Here is a 16,183-nt window from a genome sequence, read left to right on the forward strand (position 1 = left end):
CTGAAGCTCTAGAACAAGTAATTTTAAATTACCTAGATAGACAGTGTGTTAGATTCTCTTGATTTTTTATAACTAGGCAACATTGTTTCTTTTTCCGGCAAAACCTAACCATTTCAACCTGTAATTTTTTCTGGTAATTTCTGTAGGTTAACCACTACTAAAGTCTCCAGAACCTGTTGTGTAGAAACTCTGGGTTTGCTCTAGATTAATATCAATAACTGTCAAAGTATTTCTGGGAGATAAGTTAGTACTAATTAAATTATGCAGACTTCTACCTGAAGCTCTAGAACAAGTAATTTTAAATTACCTAGATAGACAGTGTGTTAGATTTTCCTGATTTTTTCTAACTAGGCAACATTGTTTATTTTTCCGGCAAAACCCAACCATTTAAACCTGTAATTTTTTCTGGTAACTCCTGTAGGTTAACCACTACTAAAGTCTCCAGATCATAGGTAGCATAAAAACTCTTGTTTTCCTCTAAATTAATATCAACAGCAGGACCCCACCTAAAGCTCTAGAATCAAGTAATTTTAAATTACCTCGATAGACAGTATGTCAGATTATCCCAATTTTTGTTAACTAGGCAACATTACTTCTTTTTCTCGTAAAACCCAACCATTTAAACCTGTAATTTTTTCTGGTAACTCCTGTGGATTAACCACTGCTAAAGTATTCATGTCATAGGTAGTATAAAAACTCTTGTTTTCCTCTAGATTAATATCAACAACTGTCAAAGTATTTCTGGGAGATAAGTTACTACCAATTAAAGTACGCGGACCGCTACCTAAAGCACCAGAATAAAGCAACTTCAAATTACCTTTATAACCAGGAAAATAAGCATGATGATGACCGCTAATATATAGGTGAACATTATACTTTTCTAGGATAGTTCGTAACTCATCAGCTTTAGCTAAAACATCACCAATTTTATTTTTAGTAGGAGCAACAGCATAAAAAGGTAAATGCCCCATGACAATTCGCATTTTTGCTGTTTGTGCTTGACTACTTGCGAGACTTTTTTCTACCCATTCTAATTGTTGTTTAGGAATCCGAAGCATAGAAGCATCCCAAATTAAATAAAAAATTTCTTTATGGAGAAAGCTGTAATAAAAAGGAAATCCATCTGCTTCTAAAAAATTTATGTTTAAATCATTTTGATGTTTGCTCCAATAAAGTTGTGCTTGTCTGCGCTCTTTTTCATACTTATATCCATCCCCAGATTTTTTGAAATAACCTGAAGCATCATGATTGCCAATAGTAATAGCAAAAGGTTGTTTTGCTTGACGTAATGGTGTGACAATATAACGGTCAAAACCATTCCACATAGCTTGAATATTTTCTTCAGTAAGTGACAGTTTTTGTCCGGCAATCATATCACCGGCACAAAGTAATAAATCTGGCTGCCATTCAGATATTAAAGGAATAGTTTTTTCTACTTGCTGTTGGTAAGTTGTGGAACCATAACTACTGTTTAAATCGCTGATAACTACGAGTCGAATATCTCCTTGTTTTGGGGCAAACATTCCTGGAGGAGCGGGTGTTGATGGAGTCGATATTTCTGAGGGATTAAAAGTCTGATTGCCGGGAATTTGAGACTTAAAATTTTCTACGTTTGTAGTCTTGGTTTGCTGAAAATTTTTGCAAGAATTAAAAGCTAATCCTAATGCACTGCCGAGAGAAATTAGGAAATAACGACGGTTGAATTTCATTTTTTTCTCCACAATTACAATTAATTAGGTTAATTATATCTGAACTTTAAGTAAAGGTTTGATTAGCTTGGTGTGAAATATAAAATTTTATGCAAGCATTCAGGTGTCAGCTATCAGCTATTAACTTAATTACCCTTTTTTGAGGAATCAGAGTTGAAAGATTTAACAGAATTAAAAGTACCAAATATATTAGATATATTAGCTACTTGCTCACGACTCAATATTACTCAAATCCTCAAACTACTAATTCCTGTTAACGTAGTTCCTCCGGAGGAGGAAAGCTGACCCCCCATGGCTGAATGCTGACAATTTTATTAATCTCTTGTTAACCTCTTTTTAAACAACTAATCCCTATTTTTGTTAGCTGTTATACATTGATTAAAACAAATAAAAATATTGATAAACTGCCTAAAAAATCCTGCTATTCTTTTTATTGGTATTTTTCAAATATTTAGATAAATTCAAACTAGATTGTCATTTTTTATCCTATAGACAACTGTGGGAAACTTTCCAAAATTTGCTTTTTCTGTTCCTTCAAAAATCGACTAAAAATGGCTAACAATCACAATCGACTCAGTTTATATCTGAGTTTAACTCTATTAATCGGACTATTGCCAGAACCAATAGTTGCTCAAACTACCTCTAATTTGAAATCTCTTAAATCTTGCAACAATGACAATATTCAATTATCAGAAATATCAGTCGATAATTCAGTAAATAAGTTACTAACTATTTCTAACTGGATGACGAATCCAGAAATGGGATTAGCTAACTTAATTACAACACTGGGAGAACAAACAATTGTTGCTGCTAATACCATCCCTAATCCTTGGCCGACAATTCACGAACGAGCAAGATTAGGGAAAGTTCCTGTAATGATGTATCACGATATTTTGCCCAAGAAAAAAGTTTCCTTTGATGTCACAGTAAAACAATTTGAAAAGCATCTTGAATTAATTCAAGAAAGTGGAGCAACACCCATTAGCTTAGACCAATTAATTCAGCATTTACGCACAGGAGAAGCATTACCAGAAAAACCAATAGTTCTGACATTTGATGACGGATATATTGGTCATTATGAAATAGTTTATCCCCTACTCAAAAAATATAATTATCCAGCAGTTTTCTCAGTATATACAGACAAAATAGAAGGCAAAATAGTTGGTCGTTCTACTCTCACTTGGTCACAATTGCAAGAAATGGCAAAAAATTCATTAGTCACAATTGCTTCCCATAGTGTTACTCATCCCAAAGATTTAACTAAATTATCTGACCGAGAACTACAAGCAGAAATTTTCAAATCAAAGCAAATTTTAGAGAAAAAATTAGGAATAAAAATTAACTATTTTACTTATCCAGAAGGTAAATATGATGAACGTGTTAGTGCTTGGGTAAAAGTAGCGGGATATGAAGCAGCACTAACAATGGAAAATAATAAAAATATCTTTAGTAATGAATCAAAAAGTTTATTGGCAATAGACCGCTTTGGTCAATCAGGATTAAAAAAGGCAATTGCAAAAACTTTTGGTGGATTACAATTACCTCCCTGGAAATTTGGGTTTGATTTTACTGGTCAAATTATCAAAAATGAAATAACTCTTCAAGGAATTCCATTAATTTTAATTTCTGGAGGAAAACCAATAACTATTCATGCAGATAGTCGGTATCAAGTTAAAGATATTGTGGCAAAAAACGAGGCGATCGCTGGAGTGGATGGAGTATTTTTTTCTCTGGAAAAACTAGATTCTAACAAAGTAATTGGTCCGATTTTTAGTCAGAATACAAAAAAATTTGTGCCTGGAGATAACTATGACAACAATAAATTAAAGAATCGTCCGTTAGTATTAATTAGTGATGATCAAGTAAATTTTATTCCTTTTAATCCCGAAAATCACAATACAATCAAAGGCATAAAAGCAGAGATGCCAAATTTTACAGATGCTTTTGTGGGAGCTGCATTTTTAGTGAGAAATTATCAACCTCAACCACCAGAAAGTTTTGGTGAATTATTCAAGTTCAACGAACCTCGTCACCGAGCATTTTGGGGTATTCATCGTAGTGGTCAACCTATCATTGGTGTATCTTATAAAAGAATTGGTTCCGTTAAACTTGCTCAACTTTTAGCACAAGTAGGATTTCGGGATGCAGTTATGTTAGATTCTGGAGCTAGTACGTCTCTAGTTTATGAAGGTAAATCTTTAGTCAGGTATACTCCACGTCCTGTTCCTCATGTAGTGGCTTTAGTTTCACCAAAGTCAGCTTCCAAATCAACTTGTGTTGTCGCTCAGTATTGATAAATAAAAGTCAATTATTAGATTGAAAAAATGATTAACTAAATCAATATAAATTCATATAGCAGTCGGAAATTATTTACTGCTACATAACTAATTAGCATTCAGAATATTGCTAAGGCAAAGCTACCTCACCAGTATTAAAAATGCTATACTTGTTAAGCTGACTTTTAAAAAAGTTAATATTGAATCAGCATTAGAATTAACTTTAGCAGAAGTTTGTCAAACAATGAATTGGGATTTTGGAGAAGCATGGATTCCTGACCCAGAAGCTACAATGCTCAAATTTAGTAGAGGATGGTATTCTAGTAATAGTAATAACGGTACTTTACCAGCAGCTTTAAAATTTCGACAACAGCATCAAATTATTACCTTTAACTCCCAAGAAAGCTTACTACAAAGGGTGTGGAATTCTCAGCAAACAGAATGGGTAAAAGATATTTATCAGGAAAAAGATTCAGTTTTTATTTGTTTTAAAATTGCCGAAAAAATAGGTATTAAATCTGCATTGGGAATACCGATTATTCTAGATAAACAGGTTTTAGCTATCTTAGTATTTTTCCAGAAATTTTCTCAAACATTAGATCAAAATTCTATACAGTTAGTTAATGCTGTGGCAACTCAGTTAGGTGGATTAATTCAACGTAAAAAATCTGAGTTAGCTCTGAAAAAAGCAAACCAAAATTTAAAACTAATTGCCAGTTTTGATATTTTAACTTCTTTGGCTAATCGTCGTACATTCGATGAATATTTTCATCAAAAATGGGAGCAACTTAGACAAGACAAAAAATATTTATCTCTCATCCTTTGTGATGTGGATTATTTCAAATATTATAATGATTTTTATGGGCATCCAGAGGGAGACAAATACCTCAAAAAAGTTGCTCAAGCTATTAGCAAGGTAGCTAAATTTTCTACAGATTTAGTCTGTCGTTATGGTGGCGAAAAATTTGGAGTTATATTACCAAATACAAATATTAAGGAAGCTTTACGAAGAGCAGAATTAATTAGGAGAGAAATCAAAAGGTTTGAAATACCTCACGCTTGTTCAAAAGTAAGTCCTTATGTAACTGTAAGTTTAGGAGTAAGTAGCGTAATTCCTACGTTACAATTATCTGTCGTACATGATTAATAGATGCTGATCAGGCGCTTTATCAAGCAAAAGAACAGGGACGAGATTGTGTTATTGCTCATAGAATTAATTATGTTTGTTAGGAAAGAAAAAATCATATAAGACTCAGGTATAATTTTTTTTGTTTCCCCTACTGATATTAAATACTAAAATTTTTGCTACAAATACTTAGGCTGTTTCAAACAGTCAGGAGTCAGTAGGAATAGCCTATATATTATTTAGCTAGAGTCAAACTCTGTTTTTAGTAAAATCTATATTTCTAAGTACAGTCTTTTAAGCAGGGAAATTATTCATAGCGTTCTTTTTTATAGTTCATATGATTACTAAATTGAAGTGAGGTTATTCAACCTGATTTGAGATGATATGAAATACGAAAAATAATGGTAGAGTTATTTCACAAAGGCTGAAAGTTGAACTAGAGAGTCAAAGATCAATTTTATCTGAAATACAAGTAATGATCTTTTCCCTTATGGATTTAATACACTACCGTCACACTGTTTACAAGCTTGTTGGGGTTTGTATAGGTAAAGTTGCAATTTTTCAGTATCCCCATGCACTTTTTCCTTCTCTCCTAGGATATAACTAAAGCTTTCTTCCTTCTTCAAAACTAATTTATTCAAAATTAATATCAGATATTTCAATACACCCTTGAATTTAATTATTAGATTTAGTATATATTTCCATTATAACTCCTACGAATGAGCCAAATATTCCTCCAATAATTGCTCCCCAAAAAGGGATAAGTAGTGGACTGAAACAGGCATAAAATCCATCTAAACCATCTGCACAATTTAGAGGTTGAATTTTTTGATGAGCTACAACTATAAAAATGAACGTACTAAAAAGTGAAGTAAAAGTTGCTGCATTGAATATTCTCATCGTGCATCTAAATTTAGTGATTAAATTAGTAATTGCACCAACAATTCCCCCAATAGTACCTCCAATGATAATACCTACACAAGCTCCAAATAATGTGATAAACCATACGAAAATAACAGGAATTATACTACTCATAAAATCCTCCTTCTCTTGTTAATAAATATTGGTAGTACTGTACAAGTAGTAATATTTTAATACCCAATTAAAATAAAGCTGTATAGAATAAGATTCAATTTTGAATTGACCGTAGATCGACAGAGATAAATGAATTAATTTCATAATTATCTATATTTATTTTAATATTAGGTTCAAGACTCTCAGTATATTTAAAAAAATTAGTGGTACACCTTTGTGGCGGATCTGAGTCCTCCATCATACACCTGAATTTCGCACTTCCGACCCAGGAGACTAACTGATTCAAGTGCAGCCTTACATAAAATTGGTATTAGAAAAAGTCAAATAATTTGTCAATACTATTTCTTTGAAACTTAAAAATTGGAAATATTTTTTGTTTCCTCTTTTTTTACACTACCAGGTTTGTTTATGCCGACCCATTATCCCATCTCTGTTACCTGACTCCACAGGAAATTACTACATCTATAAAATGACCGATAATATTTTAGTTTTTTTTTGCTGTTTTTAAGTCCTCCAAAAAAGCTTTAATTTGCTAAAAATACTTACAATTAATGCCACTATTAATGTATAAATAAATCCCGTTAATAATCCTAACCTTGTTGTTTGAGTCATTTGTGCAATTTTTTCATACCATCCAGTTAATTTCAAGATAGGTAAGAGTAAGTTACCAAAAACCACATAAGCTATCATTGGATTTTGACCATTATAGATAAATAATTTGAGAATACTTTTTTGCTGAAAATAATCTCTAACAACAGTGAATAGAATTAACAAAAAAATAGACATTCCTGTAGTAATGAAAAAGTAGCTTAGAGTAGCACTATCTTTTTTAATTCCACCTTGAAAAGGTTCAAAAGCTAATCCTAATACTAGCCAATAAATTCCCCAACCATAAAGTTTATTGAGTAAATTTTCTATCTGATTACTTGGTTGCTGGAATAATAACCAACCAGAAGCACATAAAACTCCGCTGATTAAAGTTGTTTCTAAAACTAGCCTAGATTGTAACCCAATCAATAATACCAAGTCAATAGTAAGCATTAATACTGCAATAATAAAAAAACGACTAGCTGGCCATTTTTCTAATGTCGAATCGCGATCGCTACTTTCATTATTTCTCATCCATTTTAAAATTAAATCTCCGCTAATAGTACCTGGAATGACGATAAATAAGTACTTCAAATAATCAAATCTAAAAATCCAAGGCAAAGGAGAGTTAAACCAAAAATCTTTTACCCATCCATCATCAGCAGCAGAAAATCTTAGCCCTAATAATATTCCCAATAATCCTAAACGTAACCACCAATTAGATTGAGTAAATAACCAAATTATCGAACCAAAAACAGCCATATTAGTTAAAACGATGAGGATAATATCACTGCGTTCTAATGAAAAGTTACTACCATCTGGATATGTTAATCTACTCAGAATTAAAATACATATACTCCACCCAGCTATACTCATAAATTGATTGAGAAATTTGGGGATAAATTTTGGCAAACGACTGTACATTAAAAATAGGATTAAAAATCCCAATAAAGCAAGTTTCCACTTTTCCGGAATTTCCTCTGCATTATTAATAATGTGCGGTCGAAAATGTTGAAGCACTATAGCAAAAGTTCCCAACAAAAATCCTCTTTTCAGGATGAATAAAAATATTGAAATGTATCGCCACCCTTTATTTATTAATCGAGATAAAGCTAGGGGTATAGATGCTCCCATTGCAAATAAGAAAATTGGAAAAACAATATCTACCCAAGTTAATCCAGGAATATTAGGATTAAATACATAATTTGGTGGTGGTGTTTGAGCATGATACATCCAAGTAGGAAGTGTTCCATCACGAGGAATTATGCCTGATAATACCATCATTAAAATAGCAAATCCTCGTAGAGCATCTAGAGCTTCAGCACGTTTTTTAGAGGTTAGTTGTTTTACCATAGTTATATAGTCATCCTAATTTCATTTGTGATATTTTAGTGTTGGTTAGGAGCAAGAATTGCTGGAGTCAGCGAGTCAGAATATAAAGGATTTTTAATAGATATAGCAATCCTATTTTATTCGTGTCAAAAATCTTACTGCTTTTTAGGGAACACTTAACTGGGAATAGGGAACAGGGAACAGGTAAGAGTTTCAGTTTTTTTATTTACTTTTTGATTTGTCACGACCTATTTAGGATTGCTATATCTACAGAAAATCAACTTGCTCTTTATTTAAGATAAGCTAAAGTTGTAAAAGTCACTTACAAAATCATTTTTCGTATCTTGATTGCGAAAATATATTCTCTGTTTCCTGTTCTCTACTCTTGCAAAAATCTATATCTTTTTGGAATAGTTATAGTGCCTATTAACTATAATAATATTTTTCACAACCTATTTAGGATTGTTATATAAAAAATAGTTAGATTAAAATGTCAAAAAATTCAATTAGAATACAGTCTTTACTGAAAATTAGATTAATTAGAAAACTTTAGGCTGTAATTAATTTTTGCTAATTCTCTATTTCTAATTTTTTAAAGCTATACCCATAATGTTACCTCCACCTTGAGCTTTAGATAGACGCATTGCCAAAGCAACTTCAGGTAATGTTTTACCATATCCTATAGTGCCAGTTAATCCAGTTCTCTATTTGTAAATTCTCTGTAAATCCTTTAGTAAACTTATACCATTTATCCATGAATTTGCACTTAATATAAAGATGAGAATAGTCAGTTTAATAAGGTCTGAGCAACAATTATTAAGCGCATTGTTACAGAGAAATGGTATTACCTGATAAGGTGCTTTAAATAGAATATTATCTCCTTCTGCAAAAAGTACACTTTTGTTGCTTTGTAGATTAACTTTTTCAACTCTCCAATAACTTCATGTACTATATGACTTCGTTCTCTTACTTCATCTTCATTTGATTTTTCAAACGCCATTTCTAAATAGTCACCTCTAAAATCACCATCAAACCCAAAATAAAAAATTGTCTGATTTTTATCTGTTGGAGTTTCTAGAATTTGAACATTTACAAGTTGAAACTTTTTATCTAGAAAAGAACTTAGTGTTTTAGTGATAAATTGTAGAAATGCAAATGCTAACTGAGAAGACAAGCGAGATTGAATAGCTATTATATCCTTTGAATAACTATTTTCTGAAGAAGGATGAGCAATATCATTTCGTACTGAAGTGATTAGTCTAGTGATATGTTCTAGTATTTCAGTATTAACGAAGTATTTTGGATTTTGAGAAAAAATATTTCGCACTTCATCTAACTTTTTTCCTAGTGTTTTGTTTTCCAAATCAGCACTTTTTATAATCGTTAAAATGATATTTGCGACTTCTTCAACTCCAGCAGAGAAAGAAAAAATAGAATGACGATAACTATAGGTTTCTTCAGTTACTTCACCAATTAGGCGAGAATTTACCCCAGAGAAAAGCGATTCTCGTAAATGTTCAATATCAAATCCAGAAGGTAATAAATTTGTTAGGCAATTTACAAGATAGTTAATATTTGAGCGATGGCGTAAAACTTCTGTGTAATTTAATTTTCCGAAATTATCAAACTCCCTTATCGGAGGAAATTTGCGATACTTTATACTTACGCCTGCTTTTTCTAAATCATGGTAAAAAAGACTAGCTTGCTTTTTTCTAGTATAGCAATGAGCGCTGGTATATTTACAAATTGCAGGAAAGGCCAAATAACTAAAAGTCTTATATTATCGGCAATTTATTCCCCCTGTTGCCTGTTGCCTGTTGCCTGTTGCCTGCGCACAGCGCTATACCTGAATCTTTAGAAAAATCTATTTCCAACGAATAAATATTTTCTATATCAAGTACATAAGCAAAAACAGCAAGTATAGACTTAAGAGATGAAATACCACCTGTCAAGTCAATATAGTTTTGTGGGTTATCAAAAGGGTTAAATTTTTTCGTAGTTGCTCTACAAAATCCCTAAATGTATCAACATTAGAATCTTCTATTTTTTTGACATGATGTACTAAACTTGTTGAATAAATTTTATAGTTGCTTAGATATTCTTACCAATCTACTGAAGTTGTCAAAGCTTGTAATGATTGTTCTGAATGAAAAATCTATACTTGACCAAAAATTAAATCGCTATTTTTAGTATCATTTCGCGCTTGAAGGGTAGCTCCAATAATAGCGTTAATCATTGCAGGAATGTTTGTCTCTCCCGCTAAAATTAGCTTGAATGATTTTTGATAAATGTTCATTTTTGCTTTGTTTAATTCCCGATAATATAATTTATCTACTGTATAGTGGAGTTTAAATTTTATACTAATTCCAGTTATGAAAAGATACTTTTTCCAACTCTTTTTTAATCCTTCTGCCTTTTGCCTTTTGCCTTCTCCTCTTTAGAAAGATACTAATTAGGGTTTGCGTATGGAAAGTCTTTTTGCTCGGGTAAGAGACAGGAGACAGCAGACAGGAGAAATGGGAACTATAGAGGAAATAGTAGGAAGAATCGTCCGTTGATTTTTCTGCTCAACTCTTGACCAAAATCCACTCATTTTTGAACCATTACCACCTAAAACCTCGCATTTTTTGATACTTAAAAAGGCTGAAAACTTTGTCTATAAAGACTTTTAGATTTAATCGGCAAGCCCTAATTAGGGTTTGCTAAAAAAGTCTTATAGTTGAGGATATAATTCAGGATTTATAATTCTGAACTCATAATTCAGAATTTAGAGGATTTAGGAGGAATAAATATCCCTTGATTTTTCTATCCTTATCTACTCAAAACTCTAACTTTTTTAGCTTTTTAGACCAAAAACCTTGCACCTTTTTTAACTCTAAAAATCATCAAGTATTGACAGATAAAGGATTTGACAGTTAATCAGTAAGCCCTAATTAAATTAAATTTGTATTATACCAATTTTAAAAAAGAATGCTATGAAAAGTGCCTCTCTATCAGATATTCTTAAAAATAGTGACTATCGTGGATTTTAGATAGTTATTTATATCGTTTTTACCTTTTTTAAAATATTTCCTTCTTCTTCCTTCTTCCTTCTTCCTTACTTCTACTATTTGTAAAAAACACTTATCAAATTGGTATTATAGCAATGAGCGCTGGTATCTTTACAAATTGCAGGAGAGGCCAAATAGCTAAAAGTCTTATATTATGAGCAATTTATTTCCCCTGTTGCCTATTGCCTGTTGCCTGTTGCCTGCGCACAGCGCTATATTGCTCAATCAAGGCTCCATTTTTTGAAAAAAAAATTAGTTGCCAGTAAAAACTTTTCCTACTAACAACTAATAATAATTAACTATTAAATAATTAATCAACTTACCTTGGAATAGGCAAAGAAAGTTGAGGTTTAGTATCTGGTTTATCACCATTACCATTACCATTAGAATGCTCTGGAGATAATAACACTTGACGAATTAAACGAGCGATCGCCCTTTGAGTCAAACCACTTGCCACTTGTTGCCCCATCTGTTGCATTTCTGGTTTAGCCAACAAATTTGGTACTAATTGCGCTAACTGCATAGCATCAAAACCAGGAGTATCTTGAATAATTTGCCAAATACGTTGAATATGCTCTGCTCTTTTTTCTTCTGGAGAATTTGTAGATGCTATTCTGGTCGGTTTTTCTTCTTTCATACCCAACAATTCACCCACTCTATTTCTCACATTAGAAAAAGTATTTCTGGATGCTAAGTCAAGACTATTAATCAATTCTTCGACTAAACGTACCCTAATAAAATCACCACGTTCAGATAATAAGAAATCTAGAGCTTGGTCTAATACCTTGCTAATATCATAATCCTCACTATTACTCGCATTTCTTAATAGATTTTCCAATCTATTCCAACGAAAATCACCATCCTTAAAAAGTAAATCTTTCAGAGAAGTTCTTAACTCAGGAGCTGGGTCAGTTAATAAACGTTTTGCCACATAAGGATAAGCTTTACTCAACACCTTAAAATTAGGTTCGACATTAATCGCAATACCTTCCAAAGTTACCAAAGAACGAATAATCAAAGCATAATAAGCAGGCACAGTAAATGGATACTCATACATTAAAGCTGATAACTGGTCTGTAATACTCTTAAAATTAAGTTCTGCCACACTAGCACCAAGAGCATTATTAAACACACCAGCTAAGGCAGGAATAATTGGAGTTACATCAGTATCAGGAGTCAAAAATTCCAGCTTAATATAATCCTGAGCCAAAGCTTCAAAATCACGATTTACCAAATGTACAACTGCCTCTAATAAACCATATCTCTGATAAGGTTTGACCTCACTCATCATGCCAAAATCTAGATAAACCAACTTACCTTCTGGACTAGCCAATAAATTACCAGGATGAGGATCGGCATGAAAAAAACCATGTTCTAATAACTGTCTCAAAGAACATTGCACACCAATTTCTATCAGATATTTAGCATCAATATTTTTAGCTTTTACAGCTTCCAAATTAGTTAATTTAGTACCCGTTATCCACTCCATTGTTAATACACGACGACCTGTATATTGCCAATAAATTTTAGGAACATAAATATCTGGAAGATGACCGTAAAGTTGCTTAAATTTTTCCGCATTACGACCTTCTTGAGTGTAGTCCATTTCCTCAAATATTCGAGCCCCAAACTCATCCATAATAGCTACTAAGTCACTGCGGAGTCGCTTAATACTTTTATGTGTCCAAATAGCTAGTGTTCTTAATATATAAATGTCTAAAGCAATATTTTCCGCTAAACCAGGACGTTGTACTTTTACCGCTACTGCTTCGCCTGTTTTAAGTTTGCCTTTATAAACTTGTCCAAGAGAAGCTGCAGCAATGGGATTAGGTGTTAATTCTGCATAAATTTCTTCTGGACGGAAACCTAATTCTTCTTCTATAAAACGATAGGCTAATTCATTAGGAAAAGGGGGTAATTGGTCTTGTAATTTAGTCAACTCTTCTAAATATGTGGGAGAAGCTAAGTCTGGTCGAGTAGATAGTGCTTGTCCCACCTTAATAAAAGCAGGACCTAGATTTGTCAAAATTTCTCTTAACCTAATTGCCCGTTTTGGTTCATTTTTAGTGGCATTACCTGTAATTTTGTCCAACCACAAGCTAAAAGCAAATGATAAAAAAGTCCATAAAACACTGATGCGTCTTTTCCATACTGGCAAAGGGCGTTTACTGTAGAAGGCTGTGATTGCTTCTGGGTCATAGCGTAGAGCATTATTTTCTACTGGTTTTGAATAATCTTGAGACTTAACCATATTTATATTTGTCACTGGCATTGCCTCTATTTCTAATGTGTCTAATTTCTTAGTATGTGAATTCAAATATTCTTTTTGGGTATTAGATGATATTTTTTCCAGATTCATAAAATTTCAGATTTTTTTTATAAAGGTTGTTAAATATTGTAACAATATGGCTGTTGTTTCACTGAAGTCTTTGGTGAAGTCAAAAGTCAAAAGTCAAAAGTAAGAATTTGACTATATTTCTACCCAGAATTTCCTCTAGTCACAGAAAAATTATTAGTGAATCAAGAATCGAAAAATTAATTATTAAATCTGACTATTGCGACATACGCAACAGTAGAACATTAAACCTAGAGAGCAAGGAAACTCAGAGTTGATTTCTGCATCCCAGAAAATATTTGACTATCTCTCTACCGGAAACTTCCTTTAGTCACAAACAAATTATTAGCAAATCAAGAATCGAAAAATTAATTATTAAATCTGACTATTGCGATATACGCAACAGTAGAACATTAAACCTAGAGAGCAAGGAAACTCAGAGTTGATTTCTGCATCCCAGAAAATATTTGACTATCTCTCTACCGGAAACTTCCTTTAGTCACAAACAAATTATTAGCAAATCAAGAATCGAAAAATTAATTATTAAATCTGACTATTGCGATATACGCAACAGTAGAACATTAAACCTAGAGAGCAAGGAAACTCAGAGTTGATTTCTGCATCCCAGAAAATATTTGACTATCTCTCTACCGGAAACTTCCTTTAGTCACAAACAAATTATTAGCAAATCAAGAATCGAAAAATTAATTATTAAATCTGACTATTGCGATATACGCAACAGTAGAACATTAAACCTAGAGAGCAAGGAAACTCAGAGTTGATTTCTGCATCCCAGAAAATATTTGACTATCTCTCTACCGGAAACTTCCTTTAGTCACAAACAAATTATTAGCAAATCAAGAATCGAAAAATTAATTATTAAATCTGACTGTTGCGACATACGCAATAGTAGAACATCTAACCTAGAGAGCAAGGAAATTGAGAGTTGATTTCTACATCCCAGAAAATATTTGACTCTATTTCTCCCTACCCGGAATTTCTTCTAGTCACAGAAAAATTATTAGTAAATCAAGAATCGAAAAATTAATTATTAAATCTGACTGTTGCGACATACGCAATAGTAGAACATCTAACCTAGAGAGCAAGGAAATTGAGAGTTGATTTCTACATCCCAGAAAATATTTGACTCTATTTCTCCCTACCCGGAATTTCTTCTAGTCACAGAAAAATTATTAGTAAATCAAGAATCGAAAAATTAATTATTAAATCTGACTGTTGCGACATACGCAATAGTAGAACATCTAACCTAGAGAGCAAGGAAATTGAGAGTTGATTTCTACATCCCAGAAAATATTTGACTCTATTTCTCCCTACCCGGAATTTCTTCTAGTCACAGAAAAATTGTTGGTAAATCAAGAATCGAAAAATTAATTGTAAAATCTCACTGTTGCTACATACGCAATAGTAGAACATCAAACCTAGAGAGCAAGGTAACTCAGAGTTGATTTCTACATCTAAGAAAATATCTAACTCTGTCTCTCTACCCAGAATTTTTCGACTCACAGAAAATTTATTAGTTATTAGTCCGGAAGTTTTAGTATACTTTCCGTATTAATGAGTATTAATGATAGTATTGCGACTTTAAATCATGAAAAACTTGATATGTCTGTAACAAATACGAGTCAACAAAATCACATAATAAATGGGTGTACCTTTATGAGAAGTACACCCTCAAATGCTAATTACGAACTTACTTTAGCAAAAGATTGGTCTATTATTTCAATAAGCTTTCCCTCCTTACCTCAAACTTCACTGGTACATCACATATCTCTATTTCAATTGATGTAGTTGATGAAGTTAGTAAACACACAGTTACAGACGTAATCAAAGGCAATACTAGCTTTGCTAGAATCCAACCTTTGTTGTTGTGATTCGTATTTTTCATTGATTTTTTCCTGTTAATAACCAAGCTAGGTTGCAGTAAAATAATGTTTTCCGCCAAAAAACATTTATGGCAACTGAGCTTTTATTTTGCCGTTGCCGTTTTACTTTATTACTAATATCTATCTAATGTATTTGTTTATTTCCGGACTAGAAAATAAAATAGACAGCAAGGCAACTGAGAGCTGATTTCTATATCTAAGAAAATATCTAACTCTGTCTCTCTACTCGGAATTTCCTCTAGTCACAGAAAAATTGCTAGTAAATCAAGAATCGAAAAATTAATTGTTAAATCTGACTATTGCGTATGTCGCAATAGTAGAACATCAAACCTAGAGAGTAAGGAAACTCAGACTTTATTTCCACTGACAGAAAATATTTGACTATCTCTCTACTCGGAATTTCCTCTAGTCACAGAAAAATTGCTAGTAAATCAAGAATCGAAAAATTAATTGTTAAATCTGACTATTGCGTATGTCGCAATAGTAGAACATCAAACCTAGAGAGTAAGGAAACTCAGACTTTATTTCCACTGACAGAAAATATTTGACTATCTCTCTACTCGGAATTTCCTCTAGTCACAGAAAAATTGCTAGTAAATCAAGAATCGAAAAATTAATTGTTAAATCTGACTATTGCGACATACGCAACAGTAGAGCATCAAACCTAAAAAGTCAGGAAACTGACAGTTGATTTCCACACCCCAGAAAATATTTGACTGTCTCTCTACCTAGAATTTCCTCTAGTCACAAACAAATTATTAGTAAATCAAGAATCGAAAAATTAATTGTTAAATTTCACTATTGCGACATACGCAACAGTAGAACATC

Annotated in this window: 10 protein-coding genes; 3 read left to right on the plus strand and 7 right to left on the minus strand. The window is 32.4% G+C overall.

Annotated features, from left to right (window positions below; genetic code table 11):
- Positions 1 to 575: 575 nt before the first annotated feature.
- Positions 576 to 1,709: a metallophosphoesterase family protein gene (locus tag D5R40_RS00465; RefSeq protein WP_124146158.1), complete on the minus strand. Its 1,134-nt coding sequence runs from the start codon at positions 1,707 to 1,709 to the stop codon at positions 576 to 578.
- 153 nt (positions 1,710 to 1,862) lie between these two features.
- On the opposite strand from D5R40_RS00465, the gene D5R40_RS40625 reads away from it, so the two are divergent.
- The 3 genes from D5R40_RS40625 (at position 1,863) to D5R40_RS00475 (ending at position 5,132) form a co-directional block, all read left to right on the plus strand.
- The gene (locus tag D5R40_RS40625) at positions 1,863 to 1,994 is read left to right on the plus strand and encodes a hypothetical protein (protein WP_275670411.1); all 132 of its coding nucleotides are present in this window, start codon (positions 1,863 to 1,865) and stop codon (positions 1,992 to 1,994) included.
- A gap of 266 nt (positions 1,995 to 2,260) precedes the next feature.
- Positions 2,261 to 4,003, plus strand: coding sequence for a polysaccharide deacetylase family protein (locus tag D5R40_RS00470; protein ID WP_124146159.1), 1,743 nt, complete (start codon positions 2,261 to 2,263; stop codon positions 4,001 to 4,003).
- Positions 4,004 to 4,112: 109 nt separating this feature from the next.
- Positions 4,113 to 5,132, plus strand: a complete 1,020-nt coding sequence (locus D5R40_RS00475; RefSeq protein ID WP_124146160.1) for a sensor domain-containing diguanylate cyclase — start codon at positions 4,113 to 4,115, stop codon at positions 5,130 to 5,132.
- Positions 5,133 to 5,599: 467 nt separating this feature from the next.
- On the opposite strand, the gene D5R40_RS34270 is transcribed toward D5R40_RS00475, so the two are convergent.
- From D5R40_RS34270 to D5R40_RS00495, 6 genes are all read right to left on the minus strand, one after another.
- On the minus strand, positions 5,600 to 5,752 hold the full coding sequence (locus tag D5R40_RS34270; RefSeq protein WP_161564629.1) for a hypothetical protein: 153 nt from the start codon (positions 5,750 to 5,752) through the stop codon (positions 5,600 to 5,602).
- Between the two features lie 34 nt (positions 5,753 to 5,786).
- A complete protein-coding gene (locus D5R40_RS00480; RefSeq protein WP_124146161.1) occupies positions 5,787 to 6,146 on the minus strand; it encodes a hypothetical protein in 360 nt (119 codons plus the stop codon).
- A gap of 504 nt (positions 6,147 to 6,650) precedes the next feature.
- Positions 6,651 to 8,087, minus strand: coding sequence for a DUF5009 domain-containing protein (locus tag D5R40_RS00485; RefSeq protein ID WP_124146162.1), 1,437 nt, complete (start codon positions 8,085 to 8,087; stop codon positions 6,651 to 6,653).
- Positions 8,088 to 8,910: 823 nt separating this feature from the next.
- Positions 8,911 to 9,828 (minus strand): hypothetical protein, encoded by a 918-nt coding sequence (locus tag D5R40_RS00490; protein WP_124154112.1) that lies wholly within the window; start codon positions 9,826 to 9,828, stop codon positions 8,911 to 8,913.
- 393 nt (positions 9,829 to 10,221) lie between these two features.
- The gene (locus D5R40_RS34275) at positions 10,222 to 10,362 is read right to left on the minus strand and encodes a hypothetical protein (protein ID WP_161564894.1); all 141 of its coding nucleotides are present in this window, start codon (positions 10,360 to 10,362) and stop codon (positions 10,222 to 10,224) included.
- A gap of 1,073 nt (positions 10,363 to 11,435) precedes the next feature.
- Positions 11,436 to 13,475 carry an ABC1 kinase family protein gene (locus D5R40_RS00495; RefSeq protein ID WP_124154113.1) on the minus strand — a complete coding sequence of 680 codons (2,040 nt, stop codon included), beginning with the start codon at positions 13,473 to 13,475 and terminating at the stop codon, positions 11,436 to 11,438.
- Between the last annotated feature and the right edge of the window lie 2,708 nt (positions 13,476 to 16,183).

It is taken from the genome of Okeania hirsuta (genome assembly GCF_003838195.1).
In the GTDB taxonomy this organism is placed as follows: domain Bacteria; phylum Cyanobacteriota; class Cyanobacteriia; order Cyanobacteriales; family Microcoleaceae; genus Okeania; species Okeania hirsuta.

Excerpts from the sequence above, each read along its gene's own strand:
- D5R40_RS00465 (WP_124146158.1), bottom strand. The coding sequence starts at position 1,709 with ATGAAATTCAACCGTCGTTATTTCCTAATTTCTCTCGGCAGTGCATTA.
- D5R40_RS00470 (WP_124146159.1), top strand. The coding sequence starts at position 2,261 with ATGGCTAACAATCACAATCGACTCAGTTTATATCTGAGTTTAACTCTA.
- D5R40_RS00480 (WP_124146161.1), bottom strand. The coding sequence starts at position 6,146 with ATGAGTAGTATAATTCCTGTTATTTTCGTATGGTTTATCACATTATTT.
- D5R40_RS00485 (WP_124146162.1), bottom strand. The coding sequence starts at position 8,087 with ATGGTAAAACAACTAACCTCTAAAAAACGTGCTGAAGCTCTAGATGCT.
- D5R40_RS34275 (WP_161564894.1), bottom strand. The coding sequence starts at position 10,362 with ATGAACATTTATCAAAAATCATTCAAGCTAATTTTAGCGGGAGAGACA.
- D5R40_RS00495 (WP_124154113.1), bottom strand. The coding sequence starts at position 13,475 with ATGAATCTGGAAAAAATATCATCTAATACCCAAAAAGAATATTTGAAT.